The sequence below is a fragment of the Spirillospora sp. NPDC127506 genome (assembly GCF_040302145.1).
In the GTDB taxonomy this organism is placed as follows: Bacteria; Actinomycetota; Actinomycetes; order Streptosporangiales; family Streptosporangiaceae; genus Spirillospora.
The window spans coordinates 107,933-129,627 of sequence record NZ_JBEORG010000021.1; the positions used below are offsets into that span (position 1 = coordinate 107,933).

General features: G+C 74.0%; 20 protein-coding genes. 11 read left to right on the forward strand and 9 right to left on the reverse strand.

What is annotated here, in order from left to right:
• Positions 1-7: 7 nt before the first annotated feature.
• Entirely contained in the window at positions 8-802 is a 795-nt protein-coding gene (locus tag ABTW95_RS20920; protein WP_396445693.1) for an SOS response-associated peptidase, read from the reverse strand.
• A gap of 76 nt (positions 803-878) precedes the next feature.
• Here ABTW95_RS20920 and ABTW95_RS20925 point away from each other — a divergent pair, with 76 nt between their 5' ends.
• From ABTW95_RS20925 to ABTW95_RS20950, 6 genes are all read left to right on the forward strand, one after another.
• Positions 879-1,922, forward strand: a complete 1,044-nt coding sequence (locus tag ABTW95_RS20925) for a DoxX family membrane protein (RefSeq protein WP_500227136.1) — start codon at positions 879-881, stop codon at positions 1,920-1,922.
• 164 nt (positions 1,923-2,086) lie between these two features.
• Positions 2,087-2,680, forward strand: coding sequence for a sigma-70 family RNA polymerase sigma factor (locus ABTW95_RS20930; protein WP_396445696.1), 594 nt, complete (start codon positions 2,087-2,089; stop codon positions 2,678-2,680).
• A complete protein-coding gene (locus tag ABTW95_RS20935; RefSeq protein WP_500227137.1) occupies positions 2,677-3,399 on the forward strand; it encodes an anti-sigma factor family protein in 723 nt (240 codons plus the stop codon). Before ABTW95_RS20930 ends, ABTW95_RS20935 begins: the two co-directional genes overlap by 4 nt.
• Before the next feature lie 26 nt (positions 3,400-3,425).
• Positions 3,426-4,697 carry a 3-phosphoshikimate 1-carboxyvinyltransferase gene (gene aroA, locus ABTW95_RS20940; RefSeq protein WP_500227138.1) on the forward strand — a complete coding sequence of 424 codons (1,272 nt, stop codon included), beginning with the start codon at positions 3,426-3,428 and terminating at the stop codon, positions 4,695-4,697.
• Between the two features lie 57 nt (positions 4,698-4,754).
• Entirely contained in the window at positions 4,755-5,720 is a 966-nt protein-coding gene (rsgA, locus tag ABTW95_RS20945; RefSeq protein ID WP_396445699.1) for a ribosome small subunit-dependent GTPase A, read from the forward strand.
• A 38-nt stretch (positions 5,721-5,758) separates the two neighbouring features.
• Entirely contained in the window at positions 5,759-7,282 is a 1,524-nt protein-coding gene (locus ABTW95_RS20950) for a serine/threonine-protein kinase (protein WP_500227139.1), read from the forward strand.
• Here the strand turns inward: ABTW95_RS20950 and ABTW95_RS20955 are convergent.
• Positions 7,279-8,118, reverse strand: a complete 840-nt coding sequence (locus ABTW95_RS20955; RefSeq protein WP_396445701.1) for a hypothetical protein — start codon at positions 8,116-8,118, stop codon at positions 7,279-7,281. The genes ABTW95_RS20950 and ABTW95_RS20955 overlap by 4 nt on opposite strands.
• A 134-nt stretch (positions 8,119-8,252) precedes the next feature.
• Between ABTW95_RS20955 and hisN the strand changes: the two genes are divergently transcribed.
• The 3 genes from hisN to lhgD all read left to right on the forward strand — a co-directional run bounded on the left by hisN (position 8,253) and on the right by lhgD (position 10,652).
• Complete coding sequence (gene hisN, locus ABTW95_RS20960) at positions 8,253-9,056, forward strand: histidinol-phosphatase (RefSeq protein WP_396445702.1); 804 nt, start codon at positions 8,253-8,255, stop codon at positions 9,054-9,056.
• 178 nt (positions 9,057-9,234) lie between these two features.
• Positions 9,235-9,426: a tail-anchor membrane protein gene (locus ABTW95_RS20965; RefSeq protein WP_396445704.1), complete on the forward strand. Its 192-nt coding sequence runs from the start codon at positions 9,235-9,237 to the stop codon at positions 9,424-9,426.
• A gap of 38 nt (positions 9,427-9,464) precedes the next feature.
• Positions 9,465-10,652, forward strand: a complete 1,188-nt coding sequence (gene lhgD / locus ABTW95_RS20970; protein ID WP_396445705.1) for an L-2-hydroxyglutarate dehydrogenase — start codon at positions 9,465-9,467, stop codon at positions 10,650-10,652.
• Here the strand turns inward: lhgD and ABTW95_RS20975 are convergent.
• Together ABTW95_RS20975 and ABTW95_RS20980 are read right to left on the reverse strand one after the other, a co-directional pair.
• Positions 10,649-12,124: a carboxylesterase/lipase family protein gene (locus ABTW95_RS20975; protein ID WP_500227140.1), complete on the reverse strand. Its 1,476-nt coding sequence runs from the start codon at positions 12,122-12,124 to the stop codon at positions 10,649-10,651. The two genes, lhgD and ABTW95_RS20975, sit on opposite strands and share 4 nt — an antisense overlap.
• 96 nt (positions 12,125-12,220) lie before the next feature.
• Positions 12,221-12,859, reverse strand: coding sequence for a TetR/AcrR family transcriptional regulator (locus tag ABTW95_RS20980; protein ID WP_396445708.1), 639 nt, complete (start codon positions 12,857-12,859; stop codon positions 12,221-12,223).
• Here ABTW95_RS20980 and ABTW95_RS20985 point away from each other — a divergent pair.
• Complete coding sequence (locus ABTW95_RS20985; protein WP_396445709.1) at positions 12,858-13,007, forward strand: hypothetical protein; 150 nt, start codon at positions 12,858-12,860, stop codon at positions 13,005-13,007. The two genes, ABTW95_RS20980 and ABTW95_RS20985, sit on opposite strands and share 2 nt — an antisense overlap.
• A 17-nt stretch (positions 13,008-13,024) precedes the next feature.
• Here ABTW95_RS20985 and ABTW95_RS20990 read toward each other — a convergent pair whose 3' ends face one another.
• From ABTW95_RS20990 to ABTW95_RS21010, 5 genes are all read right to left on the reverse strand, one after another.
• Entirely contained in the window at positions 13,025-13,834 is an 810-nt protein-coding gene (locus tag ABTW95_RS20990; protein WP_396445710.1) for an SDR family oxidoreductase, read from the reverse strand.
• Entirely contained in the window at positions 13,831-15,186 is a 1,356-nt protein-coding gene (locus tag ABTW95_RS20995; RefSeq protein WP_396445711.1) for a cytochrome P450, read from the reverse strand. The genes ABTW95_RS20990 and ABTW95_RS20995 overlap by 4 nt, the downstream gene beginning before the upstream one ends.
• Positions 15,187-15,265: 79 nt before the next feature.
• Entirely contained in the window at positions 15,266-18,256 is a 2,991-nt protein-coding gene (locus ABTW95_RS21000; protein ID WP_500227141.1) for an AMP-binding protein, read from the reverse strand.
• A 140-nt stretch (positions 18,257-18,396) separates the two neighbouring features.
• Complete coding sequence (locus ABTW95_RS21005) at positions 18,397-20,043, reverse strand: AMP-binding protein (RefSeq protein ID WP_396445713.1); 1,647 nt, start codon at positions 20,041-20,043, stop codon at positions 18,397-18,399.
• A gap of 126 nt (positions 20,044-20,169) precedes the next feature.
• Positions 20,170-20,535, reverse strand: a complete 366-nt coding sequence (locus ABTW95_RS21010; RefSeq protein ID WP_396445714.1) for a DUF3054 domain-containing protein — start codon at positions 20,533-20,535, stop codon at positions 20,170-20,172.
• A 93-nt stretch (positions 20,536-20,628) separates the two neighbouring features.
• Here ABTW95_RS21010 and ABTW95_RS21015 point away from each other — a divergent pair, with 93 nt between their 5' ends.
• Positions 20,629-21,552, forward strand: a complete 924-nt coding sequence (locus ABTW95_RS21015) for a DUF5996 family protein (RefSeq protein ID WP_500227142.1) — start codon at positions 20,629-20,631, stop codon at positions 21,550-21,552.
• Positions 21,553-21,695 lie beyond the last annotated feature (143 nt).

Sequence of the window (21,695 nt, forward strand, 5' to 3'; positions counted from 1 at the left end):
GCGGCGGTCAGAACAAACTGTCGGACGGATTACCCGGACTATCCCCAGAAATCAGCGGTTCTATGAGTTCGGGCCCGTTGTTTCGCACGCTGTTGACCGCCTTTGACACCGGGTAGGCGTCCATTGTCCCGGCCATGGCGGGGACCAGGAGCCCGCGCACCCGCTCGGTGTCGGTGAGTTCCGGATCGAGCCAGGCGTCCCAGCGGTCCGGTTCGACGATCATCGGCATCCGGTCGTGGATGCGGCCGAGGTCGTCCGGCGCCTCGGTGGTGATGACGGTGCACGTCCACACCCACTCGTCCTCCGGCGACTTCCACAACTCGTACAGCCCGGCCATCGCCATGACGGAGCCGTCGTTCGGGCGGATGAAATAGGGCTGCTTCTGCGGCTTCTTCTTGGCCTTCTTCTCGCCTTCGGCCGGGTCCGGCGCGTCGCCCTGGTTCTGGAGCGTGTACCACTCGAAATAGCCGTCGGCCGGCAGCAGGCAGCGGCGGCGGGCGAACGCCCGCCGGTAGGACGGCTTCTCGTGCACGGTCTCGAACCGGGCGTTGATCATGCGCGACCCGATGGACAGGTCCTTGGCCCAGGAGGGGACGAGCCCCCAGCGCACCGTCCGCAGCTGCCGGACGGCGGGCTCCTCCTCCGGGGCGTCCTTCGGGCGCCGGTTCAGGACGACCGGAACCTGCTTCGTCGGGGCGACGTTGTAGTCAGGCTGGAGATCCCCGTCGACGGCGTCGAGCTGCACCTGGAACTCGTCCAGCAGCTCCTGACGCGCGCGGGTGGTGGCATAGCGTCCGCACATGCGTCCCATGACACCACGAGCCTGGGACACCGGCCGGTCGCGCTTGAGGTGCGGCGCGCTGGGCATGGAGAGGGTCATGCGACCCTTCACGACCCTGGCCCGCCCCCTCGTGGCGGCGCCCTACATCATGACCGGCCTGGACGCCATCCGCGATCCGCGGGAGCGCGCCGAGCAGGTCGGCCCGGCCGTCAAGCCGGTCGCCGACCGGCTCGACTGGATGCCGAAGGACCCGGAGACCCTCGTCCGCATCGAGGGCGCGCTGAGCCTCGGCACGGGCGCGCTGCTGCTGACCGGCAAGCTCCGCCGGCTGACGACGCTGATGCTCGCCGTGGAGCTGATCCCCGCGCTGGCGACCGAGCACCGCTACTGGACCGAGAGCGACCCCGAGCGCCGCGCCGATGAGCGCTCCCACCTGCTGAAGAACGCCGCGCTGTTCGGCGCGCTGCTGATGTCGGCGACCGAGCCGCGCCGCCCGCCCCGCACGGCGGAGCTGCGGCGCGCGATGCGCGAGTCGCAGATCAGGACCGGCGCCGAGGCCAAGGCGATGCGCAGGGAGGCGGCCGCCACGCTGCGGGACGCCCGCCGGGAGGCCGCGCGGCAGATCCGGATCGCCCGCGCGGAGGGCGGGCGCAAGGCCGCCCAGAAGGCCGCGAAGGCGGCCAGGGCGAAGCCGGCCGCCAAGCGGGGCGGCGGCCTGTTCAAGGCGGGCAAGGCCGGCGGCGGGCTCTTCAAGGCCGGAAAGGCCGGCAAGGGCGGGCTGTTCAAAGCCGGAAAGGCGGGCAAGGGCGGCCTGTTCAAGAGCGCCAAGGCGGGCGGCGTGCTGGGCAAGGCCGGTGCCGCGGGCACGTTCAAGGCGGGCAAGGCGACCGGCGCGCTGAAGGGCCGCCTCGGGTCCCGCGGCCGGTCCAGGGGCGGCCTGTTCTCCCAGGGCGGCAACCCGGACATCCGCGAGATGGCGGCGCTCCGCGCCGGGCGGGCCGCGAAGGCCGGCAAGGCCGCGGGCAAGACCGTGAAGGCGGGGACGGCCACCCAGGCGGCGAAGGCGGTGAAGGCCGGCCGGACCGTGAAGGCGGGCACGGCGGCCCAGGCGGGGAAGGTCAGGGAGGCGGTCAAGCGCTGACTTCCCGAAGAAAACCTTAAAAGAGCCTCAAGGCCGTTGAACCGCGGAGCGGCGCGGTCCCGTACTGCCAGGTGACCGCATACCGTCCTCCAGCCCCGCCCGCGACCGACCAGTCGGCGAGCCCCGCTCGGCGACCGCCCCACCTCAACGGAGACGCCCCGGCCATGGCCCTTCCCGGATCGACCGGTCGCCCGACCGGCGGGCTGCGGAGCCTGCTCCGCCGCCCCGGCACGGCGCGGCCGCCATCGGCCGCGAGCGACGAGGAGATCGTCGCGGAGCTGTACCGCGAGTACCATCGGCCCCTCCTCGCGTTCGTGCTCCGGCTCACCGGCGGTGACCGCCAGTGGGCCGAGGACGTGGTGCAGGAGACCATGATCAGGGCGTGGCGCAGCGCGGACCGGCTGGACGACCGGACGTCCTCGCTGATGCCGTGGCTGGCCACGGTCTCCCGGCGTATCGTGATCGACAACCGGCGGCAGCGCGAGGTCAGGCCGCCGGAGGTCGGCGACGGCCCCCTGGAGAACCTCCCGATGGCGGACGAGATGGACGGCCTGCTGCGCAAGGTCGTGGTGACGGAGGCGCTGGAGTCCCTCTCCCCCGCGCATCGGCAGGCGCTGACGGAGACGGTGCTGCGCGACCGTACGGTGAACCAGGCCGCCGAGTACCTCGGCATCCCGGTCGGGACGGTCAAGTCCCGCGTGTACTACGCGCTGCGCGCCCTGCGCGTCGCCTTGGAGGAGAGGGGGGTGACCTCATGAGCTCCCAGATCGAGCACACCGACGTCGGCGCCTACGCCCTGGGCCTTCTCGAAGACGCCGACCGGCGGGCGTTCGAGGCGCATCTGCACGGGTGCGGCCGCTGCCAGGCCGAGCTGGGCGAGCTGTCCGGGGCGGCCGGCGCCCTCTTCGAGCTGGCGCCCGGCGCGGCCGAGCCCGGCGCGGAGGCGGCCGCCGAGGAGGACGAGCCGTCCACACCCCCGGCGCCGGTGATCGACATGATGCGCCGGCGGCGGAGGGCGGACCGGCGCTTTCGCCGCGGCGCGTACGCGGTGGGCACCGCCGCCGCGGCGGTGGCCCTCGGCGCGGGCATCGCGGTGGGGGCGGCGCTGGGCGACGAGGGCGCCGGCCAGAAGCAGCCGCCCGCGGCGCAGTCGGTCATGGGCGAGCAGTTCAGCGCGAAGGACGCGGGCACGGGCGTGTCCGGGACGGTCGGCCTGGTCGACAAGGGCTGGGGCACGCAGGTGAGCCTGGAGCTGCGCGGCGTCAAGGGGCCGCTGCGGTGCCACCTGGAGGCCGTGTCGAAGGCGGGCGAACGCAGCGTCGTCGCCGGCTGGCGCGTCCCCGACGAGGGCTACGGCGTGCCCGGGCAGCCGAAGCCGCTGGTCATGCAGGGCGGGACGGGCCTCGACCGGCAGCAGATCGAGAGCTTCGCGGTCAGGCTCGACACCGGCGGGACGCTCCTCACCATCCCCCTCTGATCCGGCCGGCCCGATAACCTTGGGGCATGCCCTCTCCGCATTGGTCCGCCCCGGTCGCGCACGCCCCGGTGGACGCCACGGTGCCGCTGCCCGGTTCGAAGTCGATGACCAACCGGGCGCTCGTGCTGGCCGCGCTCGCCGCCGCGCCGGGCCGGGTGGTCCGGCCGCTGCGCAGCCGCGACACCGACCTGATGGCCGCCGCGCTCCGCGCGCTCGGCACGGGGATCGCCGAGGACGGCGGGGACTGGCGGATCGTCCCGGGTGAGCTGCGCGGCCCGGCGGACGTCGACACGGGCCTGGCCGGGACGGTGATGCGGTTCCTGCCGCCGGTCGCGGCGCTCGCGTCCGGCGAGGTGTCGGTGGACGGCGACCCCCGCGCGCGGGAGCGGCCCATGGGCCCGCTCATCACCGCCCTGCGGGCGCTCGGGGCCGTCGTCGACGACGGCGGGCGGGGCGCGCTCCCGTTCACCGTCCGGGGCGCGGGCTCGGTGGACGGCGGCGGGGTCGTGATCGACGCGTCCGGGTCGTCCCAGCTGGTGTCGGGGCTGCTGCTGGCCGCGCCGCGCTTCGAGAAGGGCGTCGAGGTCCGGCACGAGGGGCCGCCGGTGCCGTCGGCGGCGCATCTGGCGATGACCGTCGGGATGCTCCGCGAGGCGGGCGCGGTCGTCGAGACGGAGGAGAACCTCTGGCGCGTCGCCCCCGGCCCGCTGCGGGGCCGCGACTGGGTGATCGAGCCGGACCTGTCGAACGCGGCGCAGTTCCTCGGCGCCGCGCTCGTCACCGGCGGCCGGGTGACCGTGCCGGGCTGGCCGGCGGAGACGACCCAGCCGGGCGACGCGCTGCGCGGCCTCCTCACCGCGATGGGCGCCGAGGCGTCCCGCGGTCCGGACGGGCTGACGGTGCGCGGCCGGGGCGGGTTCTCCGGCCTGGACGCCGACCTGCACGAGGTCGGCGAGCTGACCCCGGTGCTCGCGGCCCTCTGCGCGCTCGCGGACTCCCCGTCCAGGCTGACCGGCATCGCGCACCTGCGCGGCCACGAGACCGACCGGCTCGCCGCGCTGGCCGCGGAGATCAACGGGCTCGGCGGCGACGTCACCGAGCTGCCGGACGGGCTGGAGATCCGCCCGCGCCCGCTGCGCGGCGGCGTCTTCCGCACCTACGACGACCACCGGATGGTGATGGCGGCGGCGGTGCTGGGCCTGGCCGTTCCCGGCATCGATGTGGAGAATCCGGGCACCGTGGGCAAGACTCTTCCGAACTTCACTCGGCAGTGGGCGTCGATGCTGGCGCCCGCCTGACGGCAGGGGCGGACACTGGCTCGACGAGTACACGACTACGACGAGGACGACGTCCGGGTGCGGCCCGGGCGCCGCGGGTCGCGGCCGCGCACCCGCCGCCGTCCCGCGCACGAGGACGCCTCGCCCGGCTTCGTCACCGCGGTGGACCGCGGCCGGTACCGCTGCCTGGTCGACCCGGGCACCCGCGACGAGCGTCCCGTCACCGCGATGCGCGCCCGCGAGCTGGGCCGCAAGGGCGTCGTCGTGGGCGACCGGGTGGCGCTCGTCGGGGACGTGTCCGGCGACCCCGACACGCTCGCCCGCATCGTCCGGGTGGAGCCGCGGACCTCGGCGCTGCGCCGCACCGCCGACGACACCGACCCGTTCGAGCGGATCATCGTCGCGAACGCCGACCAGCTCGCCATCGTGACCGCGCTGGCCGACCCCGAGCCCCGCCCCCGCCTGATCGACCGGCAGCTCGTCGCCGCCTACGACGCCGGGATGGACCCGCTGCTCTGCCTCACCAAGGCCGACCTCGGCGACCCGGACGCCCTCGTCGCCGAGTACGCGCCGCTCGGCGTCCCCTACGCGGTGACCCGGCGCGGCGGCGACCTGGACGAGCTGCGCGCCCACCTGGCCGGCCGCACCACCGTCCTCGTCGGCCACTCGGGCGTCGGCAAGTCGACGCTGGTGAACGCCCTCGTCCCGGACGCCGAACGCGCCGTCAGCGACGTCAACGCGGTCACCGGCCGCGGGCGGCACACCTCGTCGTCCGCGATCGCGCTCGAACTCCCCGGCGGCGACGGCTGGATCATCGACACCCCGGGCGTCCGCAGCTTCGGGCTGGCGCACGTCGACCCGGAGAACGTGATCAACGCGTTCGACGACCTCGCGGAGGGCGCCGCCGAGCGCTGCCCGCCGCACTGCGACCACTTCCAGGAGGACTGCGGGCTGGACGGCTGGGTCGCCGAGGGCCGCGCGTCCCGGGCCCGCCTGGACTCGCTGCGCCGCCTGCTCTCCAGCCGCGAGTCCGACGCCGAATAGCCCGCGACGGCCGCCGCGCGCGTCGGTAGGGTCGCTGCATGCCTCAGATGATCGCGGCGCGCTACGAGCTTCTGGAGCTGCTGGGCCGGGGCGGCATGGGCGCGGTGTGGCGCGCCCGCGACCGCACCCTCGACCGCGAGGTGGCGGTCAAGGAGGTGTCGCTGCCGCACGGCCTGGACGACGCCCAGGTCGAGCGGCTGTACGCGCGGACGTTCCGGGAGGCGCGGTCGGCGGCCCGGCTCGACCATCCGGGCATCGTGACGGTCTACGACGTCGTCGAGGAGGACGGCCGGCCGTGGATCGTGATGCGGCTCGTCCGGGCGGAGGGGCTCGACAAGGTCATCTCGCGGGAGGGGCCGCTGCCGCCCGCGCGGGTCGCGGCGATCGGGCTCGACCTGCTGGACGCGCTGGGCGCCGCGCACGCGGCCGGGGTGGTGCACCGCGACGTCAAGCCGGGGAACGTGCTGATGGCGCCGGGGCGGGCCGTCCTCACCGACTTCGGCATCGCGACCGTGGCGGGCGACGAGACGCTCACCCAGGCGGGCGCGATCATCGGGTCGCCCGCGTACGTGGCGCCCGAGCAGGCCCGGCACCAGAAGGCGACCCCGGCGTCCGACCTGTGGTCGCTGGGCGCGACGCTGTACGCCGCCGTCGAGGGCCGCCCGCCGTTCGGGCGCCCGGACGTGTGGGGCGTGATGGCCGCCGTCCTGTCGGACGAGCCGGACCCGCTGCGCCTCGCCGGCCCGCTGGCGCCCGTCCTGCACGGGCTGCTGCGCAAGGACCCCGGCGAGCGGATGGGGCGGGACGAGGCCGAGCGGCTGCTGCGCCGGGCCGCGCAGGGCTCGCCGGCGCCGTCGTTCGCCCCGGCGCGGCCGCCGCAGGACATCACGCTGCCGCCGCCCGAGCCCGCCCCGACGGTGCCGTCGCCCCCGCCCCCGGCGCCGCGGCGGGTGCCGTGGCAGCTGATCGTGCCCGCCGGGATCTTCGCGGCCGCGCTGGCCGTCGCCGTGGCCGCGGTCGTGCTGTTCACCCGGACCGGCGACGACGCCCCGGGGAGCCGGCCGGGCGCGTCCTCGTCCGCGACCGGCTCGTCCCCGGCGGCGCGGGGCTCCGCGCCGCCGGGGTACCGCCTCTACCAGGGCTCCTCGTTCACGGCCGCCGTCCCCCAGGGCTGGAAAGAGGAAGCCGAGGGCGACGACGTGACGTTCACCGACCCGGCGGACGGGGTCACGCGGGGGCTGGCGTTCCAGCGCCTCGGCTCGTCCTTCCAGAACCCCGGGGAGGGGCTCGCATCCGCCATCGGCCAGATGAAGAACGACAAGGACGCCTACCCCGACTTCAAGCAGGAGAAATTCGACCGGGGCGTCCCCTACAAGTACGCGCCGGCGGCCGAGCTGCAGTTCACCTTCACCAAGAACGGCACGCCGGGCCGCACCCGGGTGCGGGTGTTCGAGGCCGGCGGCGTCCTCTACCAGGTCCTGCTGGCGACGGACCGGGCGCACTGGGACGAGAGCGTCGAGTACTACGAGCAGTTCCTGCGGAGCCTGACCATGAGGTCCTAGCCGCGCGGCTCCTCGAAGAGGGTGCGGGCCTTGGCCTCGGCCTCGTTCAGGGCCTTGAGGTGGCGGGGCGCGAGTTCCTCCACGCACCGGGTCATCTCCTCGGTGACGTGGCTGAACGCGCTCTCCTCCGCGCCGCGCAGCGCCGCCCGCACGGTCGCCGACCGGGCGCCCAGCGCGGACCACTCCAGCTCCAGCCGCGCCACGGCCTCGTCGAACGCGCGGGACGTCTCGGCGCCCGCGTCCTGCAGCTCGTCGGGGACGGGCCCCCGGCCAGCCTTCCGGGCGTGGCCGGACAGGGCCGAGATGCGGCTGGCCAGCGTCAGGCCCTCGCGGGCGAGCGGCAGCACGTCGTGGATCAGGTCGGTGACGGCCCTCGCCAGCTCCTCCACCCGGGTGAGCAGCGTCTGCGTCGCCTCCTCCAGGGCCTCCGACGTGCGCCGGGCGACGCGTTCGGCGACGTCCCGCTGCTGCCTGGACAGCGCGGGGACGACGTCGCGGTCCAGCAGGCGGCGCAGCTCCCGCTCCCGGGCGCCGTGCTCGCCGGGCCCGGCGTGCTCGGCCCAGACCCGCTCGATGCGCTCCTCCCCGGACGCGGCGATCTCCGCCGTGATCTCGTCCAGGGCCTCGCCCACCCGGGCCTTCAGCCGCTCCACGCGGCCGTACAGCGCCTCGCGCTTGAACGGGTCGTTGAGCTCGTTGAGCTGCGCCTGCAATCGGCGGGACACGTCGATGGCGTGCTCGGCCAGCGGGACGAGGCGGTCGGCGAGCTCGTCGAGCGTCGCGGCCCGGCGCGGGTCGGTCAGCTCGGCCACCCACGCGGGAAGGTCGTGCGGCATGGCCCCATGCTGCCACTGCCGGTCCCGCGGCACCGGCGTTCGCGCCCGGCGTGCCACGTCCGGCCGACCGAAAAGCCGGATCGGCACGGGTAAGTGTGTCTGGACAGGCGGTGATCAGGGTAGCGTTGCACGCCGTGGCGGGCTATTCCGATGACCTGCGTCTCGCGCACGTGCTGGCGGACGGGGCCGACGACATCACGACCAGGCGTTTCCGCGCCCTCGATCTGGCCATCGAGACCAAGCCGGACCTGACGCCGGTCAGCGACGCCGACCGCAGCGTCGAGGAGCAGATCCGCGGCACGCTGAAGCGGGCCCGCCCGCGCGACGCGGTGCTCGGCGAGGAGTACGGCAAGACCGGGTACGGGAACCGCTGCTGGATCATCGACCCGATCGACGCGACGAAGAACTTCGTGCGCGGCGTCCCGGTGTGGGCGACGCTGATCGCGCTGATGGAGAACGACGAGATCGTCGTGGGGGTGGTGTCGGCGCCGGCCCTGAACCGGCGCTGGTGGGCGGCCCGGGGCGGCGGCGCCTGGACGGGCCGCAGCCTCACCCGCGCCGCCCGGATGACCGTGTCGTCGGTCGGCGACCTGTCGGACGCGTCCCTGTCGTTCTCCAGCCTGAGCGGCTGGGAGGAGCAGGGGCGCCTCACGCACTTCCTCGACCTGACCCGCTCGGTGTGGCGGACGCGGGCGTTCGGCGACTTCTGGTCGCACATGATGGTCGCCGAGGGCGCGGTCGACATCTCCGCCGAGCCCGAGGTGTCGCTGTGGGACCTCGCCGCGCTTCAGGTCATCGTGGAGGAGGCCGGCGGGATGTTCACCGACCTGTCCGGCGTGCCGGGCCCGGACGGCGGCAGCGTCGTGTGCACGAACGGCAGACTGCACGCCGACGTCCTGCGGACCCTGGGCGGCGGCCAGCTCTCCCTCCGCATCTGAGGATCCGCATCTGAGGATCCGCGCGTCCGGCGCGCATCCGATCGTCCCGCGCCGGGCATACCGACCCCGAGGCGGGATCGATCCCCATGGCCAACCGCGCGACTCGCGACATATCGTGGAACAGCGGTCGCGGGACGGCCGTTGTACAGGATGGGCGGCCCGTAAACGGAGGTACCAGATGTCGACCCAGACCAAGCTAGTGATCGGCGGCGTCGTCGTCGGCTTCCTGACCCTGTTCGTCTTCCCCTGGTGGCTGAGCGCACTGATCATCCTCGGCGTCATCGGCGCACCCCTCGTGGGGTACATGATGCTCGACCCGTCCCAGCGCAGGCGGCTGCGGGCGCAGGGGCGCAAGCGCCTCGGGAGCTGACCCGCGGGGCGTCTCCGGGCGCCCGCTAGGGTGCGGGTGTGGCGGAGACACGGGTCGGCGTGGTCGGCGCGGGGATCCTCGGGCTGGCCATCGCGCGCCGGCTGACCGAGACGCGCCCTGACGTGACGGTCACGGTCCTCGACAAGGAGGACCGCGTCGCGGCCCACCAGACGGGCCGCAACAGCGGCGTCGCGCACGCGGGCCTGTACTACGCGCCGGGATCGCTGAAGGCGACGCTGTGCAGGCGCGGCATCGCGCTGCTCAAGGAATACTGCACCGACCGGAACCTCCCCTACGTGGAGTGCGGCAAGGTCGTCGTCGCCCGCGACGCGTCCGAGGTGGCCGCGCTGGACGAGATCGAGCGGCGCGCCGCGGCCAACGGGGTTCCGGGGTTGCGGCGCCTGCCGGGCGGCGGGCTGCGGGAGATCGAGCCGCACGCCGCCGGAGTCGCCGCGCTGCACTCCCCCACCACCGCGATCGTGGACTTCCCGGCGGTCGCCCGCGCGCTCGCCGGCGACGTCGCCGAGGGCGGCGGAGAGGTGCGGCTCGGCTTCGAGGTCGTCCGCATCGGGCGGTCCGGCGACGGCGTGGCGGTCGCGTCGGCGAGCGAGGAGCTGCGGTTCGACAGGCTCGTGGTGTGCGCCGGGCTCCAGTCGGACCGGGTGGCGCGGCTCGCCGGCGACTCGCCCGCTCCGGCGATCATCCCGTTCCGGGGCGAGTACTACCGGCTCGTCCCGTCGCGGACCGGCCTGGTCCGCGGCCTCATCTACCCCGTGCCCGACCCCCGCTACCCGTTCCTCGGCGTGCATTTCACGCGCCGCGTGGACGGCGGCGTGGACGTCGGCCCCAACGCCGTCCTGGCGCTGGCCAGGGAGGGGTACCGGCGCCGCGACGTCCGCCCGGCCGACCTGTGGGAGACGATCCGCTGGCCGGGCTTCCGGCGCCTGGCGGTGCGGCACTGGCGGACGGGCGCGAAGGAGCTGTGGGGGTCGGCGGTCAAGCGCGCGTTCGTCGCCGAGGCGCGCGGTTTCGTCCCGGAGCTGGCGGCGGCGGACGTCGTCGCGGCTCCCGCCGGGGTCCGCGCGCAGGCGGTGGACCCCGACGGGTCGCTCGTCGACGACTTCCGCATCGGGCGGGTCGGCCCGGTGGTGACCGTCCGGAACGCCCCGTCCCCGGCGGCGACGTCCTCGCTCGCCATCGCCGAGCACGTCGTCGAACGGCTCTAGTCCCAGAGCTTGCGGACGTCCCCGCGCGGGTCGTGGACGGTCGCGTCGGACGGCCCGTCGAACAGCCGCACCGCCCGCGTGGACGGGTCGAAGGGCGTCCAGCCGGGGTCGCCGGTGGCGGCGAACCGCACCCAGTGGCGGTGCATCCGGTCGGCGAGCGGCTGCGGCGGGTTCGGCCCGGTCAGCCCGTCGGGCTCGGCGGTCAGGTTGTCGAACACGAAGCCCAGCTCCAGGGCGTGGCAGGCGCCGAGGCCGTGGTTCGGGGACCGCCACGCGAACTCGTACATCCAGGTGCGCCCGCCGGACGCGGTGTGCCCGGCGGCGGCCCGGTTCGCGGGGATGCGGAACAGGTGGTCGGTGATGATCGTCGCCATCAGCTCGCCGGGTGCCATGCCGGGGTGCCGGTCGCGGTAGGCGGCGGGCAGCCCGGACGGGACGCCCATGCCGCCGGCGACGAAGTCCACGACCTCGTCGGTGGCCTGGGCCGCGATGCCGGTCGGCATCAGGAAGAAGCGGAACTCCTCGGAGGTGTAGCCGATGAGGAGGTCGACGTCGCGCCCGGCGCCGGCGGCGATGGCGTCCTCGGGGCGGCGCGTGATCAGCTCGCCGTCGAGGACCGGGGTGAGGGACATGCCGCCCGCCGCGGTGGTGGCGCCCCAGCGGACGGGGTCGGGCGTCATCGAGACCTCGGCGGCGACGGACGCCTGCGCGGGGATGATCGCGGCGGGGTCGAGCGCGGCGAACGCCTCCGCGGTCGGCTCGATCCCGAGCCGGGCGGCCATCTCCCGGGTGACGAGCATGGCGTCGTCCGGGTCCTGCGCGATGCCGCCGGCGCCGCTCTGCGCGATCGCGCGGCGGAACAGCCCGAGGTCGAGGGAGAGCAGCGTGGTGACGCTCATCCCGCCCGCGGACTCGCCGAAGACGGTGACGTCGTCCGGGTCGCCGCCGAATCCGGCGATGTTGTCGCGCACCCACTCCAGCGCGGCGATCTGGTCGAGCAGCCCCCGGTTGAGCGGGGCGCCGGGCAGGTTGGCGAAGCCCTCCACGCCGAGCCGGTAGTTGATCGTCACGCAGACGACGCCGTCGCGGGCGAAGTTGCGGCCGTCGTAGACCGGCACGGCGCCGGACCCGTTGCGGAACGCGCCGCCGTGGATCCACACCATGACCGGCAGGCCCGCCCCTCCCGCGCCGGTGAGGCCCGGCGTCCAGACGTTCAGGTTCAGGCAGTCGTCGCCGGGGATCACGGGGTCGGGCAGCAGCGCGGCGAACGGCGGCGGGTAGCCGGGCTTGGGCGCGGTCGGCCCGTACTCGAAGGCGTCGCGGACGCCGTCCCACGGCTCGGGCGGGCGCGGCGCCCGGAAGCGGCCGGGCCCGAACGGCGGCGCGGCGTAGGGGATGCCGAGGAAGGCGGTGACGCCGTCCCGTGTCCTGCCGCGCACCTTCCCGTAGGACGTCTCGACGACCGGCTCCATGCCCCGCCTCCGATTCTAGAACGAGATTCAATGAGCCGAGCGTACGGGACGGAGGCGGCCGGCGGAACGCCGCTCCACCTCCTTCCGCACGGCCTTCTACACGCCCCCGGGCGCGGGCTGGAGCATGCGGGTGAGGTAGCCGCGGGCGAACGCGCGGATCGCGTCCTCGTCGTCCAGCCGCAGCCCGCCGCCCGGGAGCAGCAGCAGCGACACCGCGAGCCGCAGCAGCACCTCCGCGACGGTGTTGTGGTCCTCGGCGTCGCCGGGGCGCGCGCGGCGCAGCCGGTCGGCGAGGATGTCGCGGGCGGCGATCATCACCGCGCCGCCGTTCATGCTGAGCTGCGGGAGGAACGCCTCCGGCTCGCTCTCCAGGACGCGCGTCATCAGCGGGTGCGTGCGGGCGCTGCGCAGGCCGACCACGAACCCCTCCACGACGGCGTCCTCGGCCGACTCGAGGTCGTCGGTGGCCTCGGCGATCGCGGTGAGGAACCGGTGGCACTCCCGCAGGATCACCGCCTGGAGCAGCTGCTCCTTGTTGCTGAACCGGCGGTAGATGGTGGTGCGCGCGACCCCCGCGCGCTTGGCGACGTCCTCGACGCTGACCCTGCGCAGCCCGTAGGTCTCGAACTCCGCGAGCGCGGCGTCCAGGATGCGGGTGTCGAGGTCGTCGGCACCGCTGTCCGGCGCGGCGAGCCGCGCCAGCAGCGCGTCCGAGGCCGTGGCGTCCGTCGTCATGACCAGCACCCTAACCGGATCCGGCGTCCGGCTCGCGGCGGCGGTCCGGGCGGGGAACCGGGTGCGGCCGCTGCTGCCCGAGGCCGTCCGCCACCTGCCGCAGGCCCGCCGCGCCTGCCGGAAGGCGCGGAAGGCGCGGCGGGGCTGAGCGGCGGGGCCGAGGGGTCAGCCGCCGGACCGGATGCGCGCGTCGTACTCCTTGCGCGCGTCGGGGTCGTACTCCAGGAAGATCTTGTCGAGCCCGAGCCGGCGGGACGTCGCCTGCCGGAACCGCTCGGGGAGGAGCGCGCCCAGCTTGATCTGCGTGCCGAGCTTCTTCGGCACCGCGACCTGCGGGCGCGGCCTGCCGATCAGCTCGACGATGGCGGCGGCGATCTCCTCCGGCTCGCAGTTCCTCTGCCCCTTGGGGCTGCGGGTGCCGGCGACCAGCTCGGTGTTGGTGAACGTCGGCAGGACGGCGCTGACGTGGACGCCCCGGTCCTGGACCTCCAGCCGGGTCGCCTCGGTGAACCCGACGACGGCGGCCTTGCTGGCGTTGTAGAGGGCGAGGCCGGGCGTGAACATGACGCCCGCGAGCGAGGCGATGTTGATGACGTGCCCCGACTCGCGCGGCAGCATCCGGCCGAGGGCGAGCTTGGTGCCGAGCATGACGCCGTGCACGTTGATGTCGATGCAGCGGCGGGCGTCGGCGTCGCTCTCGTCGGTGACCGGGCCGATCGGCATGATCCCGGCGTTGTTGATCAGGACGTCGAGCGGCCCGGCGGCCTCCTCGGCCCGGTCGAGGAACGCGGTGAACGACTCGCGGGACGTGACGTCCACCACGAGGCCGGTGACGCCGAGCGACTCGGCGGCGTCCTTGACGGCGGCCTCGTCGATGTCGCCGATGACGACGGTGGCGCCCTTGGCCTTCAGGGCGCGGGCCGTGGCGAGGCCGATCCCCCGCGCGGCTCCGGTGATGGCGACGACCTTGCTCATTTCTGCTCCAGGGGTTCGAGCCGGACGGGAAGCCCGTCCTTCGGCGAAGGGAGGGACGTGGTGTCCAGGGGCCATTCGTACCGCGCGGGGACGCTCCAGCGGTAGCGCTGGAGCACCTGGTGCAGGATCGTTTTGACCTGCATCCCGGCGAAGTGCAGCCCGATGCACTTGTGCGCGCCGCCGCCGAACGGGGCCCACGCGTACTTGTGGACCCTGTCCTCGCGGCGTTCCGGGGAGAACCGCCCGGGGTCGAACCGCTCCGGGTCCGGCCACCACTGCGCCATGTGGTGGTTGCTGAGCATCGGCACCACGACCATCGTGCCGGCCGGGACGTGGTAGCCGAGGATGGAGGTGTCCTTGACGACCTTGCGGGGCAGCGCCGGGACGGGCGGCAGGATGCGCAGCGACTCCTTCATCACCATGTCGATGCCGGTGAAGGAGCCGAGGTCGTCGTAGGACGGCTGCGCCTTGCCGAGGCTCAGCGACTCCTCGCGCAGCCGCTCCTGCCATTCGGGGAACTTGGCCAGGTGGTAGGCCATCGTCGTCAGCGTGATGGTGGTCGTGTCGTGCGCCGCCATCAGCGCGAAGATCATGTGGTTGACGACGTCCTCGTCGGTGAACCGCGCGCCGTCGTCGGTCTCGGCCGCGCAGAGGGCGGCGAACAGGTCGTCGCCGCCGTCGCGGCGCTTGGCGGGCAGGTGCCGGTAGAAGAACTCCTCCAGCGCCTTGCGGGCCTTCAGCCCCTTGTGCCAGCGCAACCCCGGGACGGGGAACCGCACGTACGCCGTCCCCGCCCGGACGGCGTCGATGAACGCTCCGTTGACCCGCGCGCGCTCGGCGTCGTCCAGTCGCACGCCCATGAACACGTCCACGGCGAGGTCGAGCGTGAGCTGCTTGATGCTGTCGTAGACCTTGAAGCCGGGGCCGGGCCGCCACGACTCGACGCCCCGGACGATGCCGGGCGCCATCGCCTCCATGTACGCGCGCAGCCGCGCCGGGGTGAACGCCTGCTGCATGATGCGGCGGTGGTGCAGGTGCTCCTCGAAGTCGAGCAGCATGATGCCGCGCCGGAAGAACGGCCCGATGTAGTAGCTCCACGCGGGCCCGCTCGCGAACGCCTTGTCCCGGTTGACCAGGACGACCTCGGCGGCCTCCGGCCCCTGGACGGTGCAGGTGCGCTGCCCGAGCAGCCAGCCCCAGGCGACCGGCCCGTACTGCTCGTACCGCTTCCTGGCCATGCCGATCGGGTCGCGCATCACCGCGAGCGTGCTGCCGATGTAGGGCACACCGGGCACGCCGGGGACCGGTTTCAGGCCGCTGCCCTGCGGCGGCGGCGCGAGGACGCTGGTCATGGATCCCTCCGGACGCGCGCAACAAATAAGCGAAATCTGTTGCTTTGTTCTAACGCAGCGGACGCCCGTAAGTCCAGACTTATCGCCGGTGACTTGCGCGTGAGCGCGTCTCGCGGGCCGCCGCGCCGCGCAGCAGCCGGCGCCGCGCGGTCTCGGTGAGCGGCCGGTACGCGCCCGACCGGTCGCGGTAGTAGGTCAGCCCGTCGCCGGCGGCGGGGACGCCCTCCTCGCGCAGCGGGGCGGTCCAGAGCCGCCGCCCGGCGGTGACGGGCACCTCGTCCACGACCCGGACGAGCGCGGGCCGCAGCTCCGGCTCCACCCGCAGCAGCGCCTCCGTCAGGTCGATCGCCTTGACCGTCTCCTCCGCGTCCCGCAGGCTCACGGCGGCGGCGGCCAGCTCGGTGTCCCCCGCGGGGATCCCGTAGACGGCGACGGTGTCGACGTACGGCAGGTCGCCGAGCGCGTCCCGGATCGGGCCGGGCGGGACGATGCCCTCGGCGGTGCCGATCAGTTCGGCCTCCCGCCCGACGAGCCAGTAGTCCCCGTCGGCGTCCCGGCGGAACAGGTCCCCGGTGATCGTCCAGGCGTCCTCGGGCCGGAACACGCCCCGCACGACGCGCGACGCGGAGCCGGCCGCCGACGGCCGGACCCGCGCGAGCAGCATGCCGATCTCCCCCGGCTCGCAGCGGACCGCGAATCCGTCGGGGCCTTCGGCGAGCCGCCCGTTCTCCAGGTCGTACCGGGCGAGCCGCACCTCGGCGCTGCCGGGCAGCGGCCGGCCCAGCGAGCCGGGCTTCTTGCCGCTCAGGTTGACCAGCACCGCCTCGCCCTCGGTCGAGGCGTAGAACTCCAGCACCCGCGCGGGCGCGAACCGCTCCTCGACCCGCCGCCACAGCCCGCGCGGCATCCCGGACCCGATGAACAGCCGGATCGCGTGGTGCCGCTCGGCCGGGTTCGGCGGCGCGTTCACGAGGTCGCGCAGCAGCGTCCAGGTGTAGGACGCGACGGTCACGCCGTAGCGGCGCGCCTCGTCCCAGAAGGCCTCCGGGTCGATGTCCCGGTGGGGGGACGACTCCCCGCCGGGGACCGCGGCGGAGGCGCCGGCCAGTGCGAGCCGCGCCCCGCCGGCGACGGCGCCGCCGAGGCTCATCAGCAGCGCGGACGGGTGCTGGAGCGGCGTGATGCTGTAGACGGTGTCGGACGGCGACAGGGCGGCCGACGAGGCGGTCCCGAACGCCGACAGGGCCCATCTGCGGTTCGTGATCCGGCTGGCCCGCAGGTGCTCGCCGTCTCCCCGGAACACCACGAAGGCGAGGTCGCCGGCCCGCCCCGGGTTGGGCCGGTACCACCCGGGCAGCTCGACCTGCGCGGGGTCGATGCGCTCCATGTCCATGAGCGTCCCGCGGTCGCCGCGCCCGGCGCCGCCGAGCAGGTACCCCTGGACGCCGTCCAGCTTCGCGGCCTCCGCCGCGTGCTCGGGGTCGGCGATGACCCGCGTGATCCCGCTGAGCCGCGCCTCGGCCGCGGGGTCCCCGTCGGGGCGCAGCAGGACCGCCACGGCGCCGAGCCGGCTCAGCGCGGCGACCAGGGCGAGCGCGGTGGGCCGGGTCCCCATCAGCACGCCGACCGCGTCGCCGTGCCGCACGCCGATGTGGATCAGCCCGCGCACGACGGCGTCGATGCGCCGCCTGGCCGCGTCGTGGGTGTGCCCGCGCCCCCGGTACAGGAAGAAGACCTCGCCGGGCCTGCGGCGGGCCTGCTCGTCCAGGAGCAGCCCCATCGACATGCGCGTGTCGGACTGGATGCGCTCCAGCCGCGCCAGCCGCGGCAGGTTCTGCGCGGCCTCCCCGGTCAGCTGCCGGCTTCCGCGGGCGACCCGCGCGGCCGTCCGCAGCGCGGACCGCGCGGCGCTCGTCCCGATGCCCGCGGCGAGCTGGAGCCCGTACCCGGCGGGGCCGCCGGGCAGGTCGGCGGTCTCGGCCTCCTCGTCCCCGGCGACCGGGGCGACGATCTCGGGCAGTTCGCCCTCGCCCTCCCGCCACAGCGCCCACGACGCGACGGCGGGCCAGGTCTGCGCGATCGCGAGGCCGCCCACGACGAGCCCGAAGTGCCCGGCCCTGAGCGACGCCTCGTACACCTGGGCGCGCGGCGCCGCCCGCCTGATGCCGCGGACCATCGGCGGCGGCGCGATCTCGTCGACCTCGCCGACGAACGTGAGCACGGGGCAGGTGATGTCGGCGAGCGTCACGAGCCGGTCGCCGATGACGAAGCCGCCGGTGAGCATCCGGTTGTGCTGGATGAACTGGCGGAGGAACTCGGCGAGCGCGGGGCCGGGCCACGACACCCACCCCTCCCGCTCCAGGAACCGCCGCTGCCGTTCCCTCTGCGCCAGCCGCTCCCGGTCGTGCAGCTGCAGGATGAAGTCGACCCGCGACCGCACCGACTTGACGGGGCTGAGGACCTGGAAGCCGAGCCGGGTGACCCATCCGGGCACGGCGAAGCCGCCGAGCACCCGGTCGGGGATCCGCTCGACGCCCTCGGACGCGAGCCAGCCGGGCAGCCCGAACGGGAGCCCCCGGCTGGTGTCGGCCGGGCTGCCGAACGTCACGATCGACTCGATGCCGTCGCTGCGCCGGTACGCGGCCGCCTGGTAGACGAACATGCCGCCCTGCGAGTACCCGGCGAGGTGGACGTCGCGTCCGGTCGCCTTGCGGATCCGGTCGACGGCGTCGCTGACGGCCAGCACGTGGTCGCTGATGTTCCGCTCGAGCCCGCCGGGCTCCCGCTCGGGCGCCCCGAAGTCGACGACCCACGGGTCGACGCCCAGGTCGTGCAGGACCTTCACCGCACTGACCCGCGAGGAGATGTCGTACACCTCCGCGGTGATCATCAGCGGCGGGACGAGCAGCATCACGGGCCCGCCCGCCGCGTCCGGGAAGTAGTGCCGCAGCCGGTACACCCGCTGCTCGGTCACCACCTCGCACGGGGAGGCGTCCTCGTCGGTGTCGAACCCCCCGAACCGGGCGACCTCCAGGGCGTTCTGGGCGGTGGAGCCCAGGCGGGCGCCCACCGAAACGAGCGAACCGAATCGGGGGGTGAGGGAGGTCGTCCCCCCTCGGACGGCTCGGAACAGCGTCTTGGCAACAGCCGGCATCGTCGACCTCTCGCAGAGTCAACGACATGGTGTCCTGTCATCAGCGGCTTAAGCAATCAGCCGACGACGCGCGCGCCCTCCATGCGACCGGCCTGGAGCCGCTCCCACATGTACCTGCGGCGCGGCTTGCCGCTGGACGTCCGCTGGATGAGCCCGGACCCGACGACGACCGTGATCTCCACGTCGTCCCCGACGCGGCGCCGCAGCGTCTCCCGCACGGCGGGCACCCATTCCTCGCTCTGCGTCTCGGCGAACAGCGCGAGCCCCTTCCGCCCGGCCCCCGGCACGCCGACCACCACGACGCGCCCCTTGCCGAGCCCGCTCACCTCGGCGATCTTGGATTCGAGGTCCTCGACGTAGACGGACCGGCCGCGGACCTTGATGCTGTCGCCCATCCGCCCGAGGACGAACAGCTGCCCCTCGTAGAAGAAGCCCGCGTCCCCGGTGTAGACCTTCCCGTCCATGAACCGCGTCGACTTGGCCTCGGCGCCCGCGTAGTACCCGGGACAGGCCGAGGCGCCGCCGACCACGATCTCCCCGAGCAGGCCCTCGCCCAGCTCGTTGCCGTCGTCGTCGACGATCGCGACGGGGACGTCGTCCTCCGGGGTCCCGCACCCGACGACCCACCCGGCCTTGGCGCCGATCGACCGGGGTCCGAGCCGGTGCTGCTCCAGGATGCGCACCGGCCGCCCGAACGACAGCGCCTCGGGGTCGGGCCGGACGGCGAGGGGTTCGCGCTGCTCGTTGTCCATGGTGACCAGCAGGGTCGTCTCGGCCATGCCGTAGGCGGGCTTGAACATCGCCCGGGAGAACCCGAACGGCTCGACGAGCTGCGCGAACACCTCCAGCGCATGCGGGTCGATCGGCTCGGCGCCGATCAGCGCCATCTTCCACCCGGACAGGTCGAGCCCTTCGAGCTGCTCCGGCTTGACCCGCCGCGCGCAGTAGGCGTACGCGAACGGCGGAGCCGCGGTGTGCTGGGCCTCGGCGAAGCACCGGATCCACCGTGCCGGGTCGCGGATGAAGTGGTCGGGCCGCATGAGCCGCAGCATCCCCTGCCGCGCGATCGGGGTGATGAACGTCCCGATGAGCCCCATGTCGTGGTAGAGCGGCAGCCACGTGGCCACCACGTCGCCGTCCTCGTACCCGGCCATCCGCGCGATCAGCTCGCTGTTGGCCTCCAGGTTCTCCCAGGTGACCATGACGCCGCGCGGGGCGCCGCTGGACCCGGAGGTGAACTGGAGCAGCGCCAGCTCGCCGGCGGGCTGCACGTCCGCCTCCGCGCCCTGGCACGGCTGCCACGGCTCACCGCTCAGCCCGGCCTGGTCCATGGCGCGCCCGGCGTACTCGTTCAGGTCCTTGGAGGCGACGACGAGCGCGGGCGACGCCTGCCGCAGGATCGCCGCGACGTGCGCCACGTAGTCGTCGCCGTCCTGGAACAGCGGCGGCGTGATCAGGCAGACGGTGGCCCCGGCGGCCCACACCCCGTAGTACGTCTCTATGCAGGTGAAGTCCGTGGGCAGGATGAGGCAGACGACATCGCCGGGCCGGACGCCCTCCTCGATCAGCGCCCCGGCGGTGCGCCGTGCGGCGGCCGCCAGCGCGCCGTAGTCGCGGAACTCCCAGCCGCCGTCGTCCGTCGCCAGGTGCACGCCGCGTCCGGTGTTCGGCTTCTCCAGCCATGCGCGCAGCGCAGATGCCATCGGTGTTCCCCTTCAACATGATCACGGTCACCCACGTGACTCGCGGGTAACTTCACCAGGACCGGCGCGCAGTAGTCAACTGGTTGGATCGGTCAAAGAGACCGGGCGGTCATTTGACGGAAACGTTCATTTCTCCACGGCGGTCCGCCGTGCCGCCATCCGCCCGGCGGCGCGCCACCCGAGCAGCCCGGCTCCGAGGAACAGGGCGGCGACGACCGTGAACGCGACCGCGACACCCTGCCCGGACAGGGCCCGCAGCAGCATCCCCACCGCGACGGTCGCCGCCCAGACTCCCGCACCGGTCGGGACGAGCGCGTCGACCCGCCGCCAGGCCCGCAGGCCGCCCCATCCGGCCGCGAGCCCGACGAGGAACGGCCACGCGGTGCCGGCGAACCCCGCCAAGCCGCCCGCCTCGTCGTGCGCAGCGCGTCCGATGGCCACGAAGACGAGCACCCAGCAGACGTCAAGCCCCGCACCCACCCAGTTCCGCATATCACCAGGCTACGCACCCCCGCGCCCATCCGGGGCAGGTGGACTGCGAGACGGGGGGTATGGGACCCATCGACCGAGCCGAGTGGAGGCGTGATGCACGATTGGCCGCGGTTGCGGGCGGCGGACTGGACGGCGACCCGCGAAACCCTGCACATGTGGGCGCAGATAGTCGGGAAGGTCCGGCTGGCCCATGCGCCGCTGCTCAACCATTGGTGGCAGGTCACGCTGTACGTCAGCCCGAGGGGCCTGACCACCTCGGCGGTCCCGTACCGGGACGGCGTCTTCGACATCGAGTTCGACTTCGTCGAGCACCTGCTGCGCATCCGCAGCAGCGACGGCGGCTCCCGCACGGTGGCCTTGGAGCCCAAGTCGGTGGCCGATTTCTACGCCGAGACCATGGCCGCCCTGCACGAACTGGACATCGAGGCACCGATCCAGGCCAGCCCGAACGAGGTGGAACCAGCGATCCCGTTCGCCGAGGACCACCAGAACGCCTCGTATGACGCGGATGCCGCCCACCTGTTCTGGCGGCAGCTTCTCCAGGCGGACCGGGTCCTGGGCGAGTTCCGCTCCCGCTTCACCGGTAAGGTGAGCCCGGTGCACTTCTTCTGGGGTGCGATGGACCTGGCGTGCACGAGGTTCTCAGGCCGCCCCGCCCCGAAGCACCCGGGCGGCGCGCCGAACTGCCCGGACTGGGTGATGGTGGAGGGCTATTCGGGCGAGTTGTCGAGCGCCGGCTTCTGGCCGGGCGGTGGCGAGGAGGGAGCGTTCTACTCCTACGCCTACCCGGAGCCCGAAGGCTTCCCCGACCATCCGGTGGCCCCCAAGGAAGCCTTCTACAGCAGCGAGATGGGAGAGTTCGTCCTCCCCTACGAGGCCGTGGCGACCGCCGAGGACCCGGACGCGACCCTCACGGACTTCCTGCAAACCACCTACGAAGCAGCCGCAGAACTCGCCAACTGGGACCGCGGCGCCCTGGAGGACACCCCCACCAGACTCAACACCCTGAAGGAATGACCACACCCCCGAAAAACCTCAGCGAGCAGGGAGAGGCAGGAAGACCGCCATCCGAACCCCGCACGGGGGCGAGGGGCGGAGCCCCAACGGGGGACAGGGGCGGAGCCCCGGGGGCGGGCGGGTGGGGGCGGGCGGCGGAACCC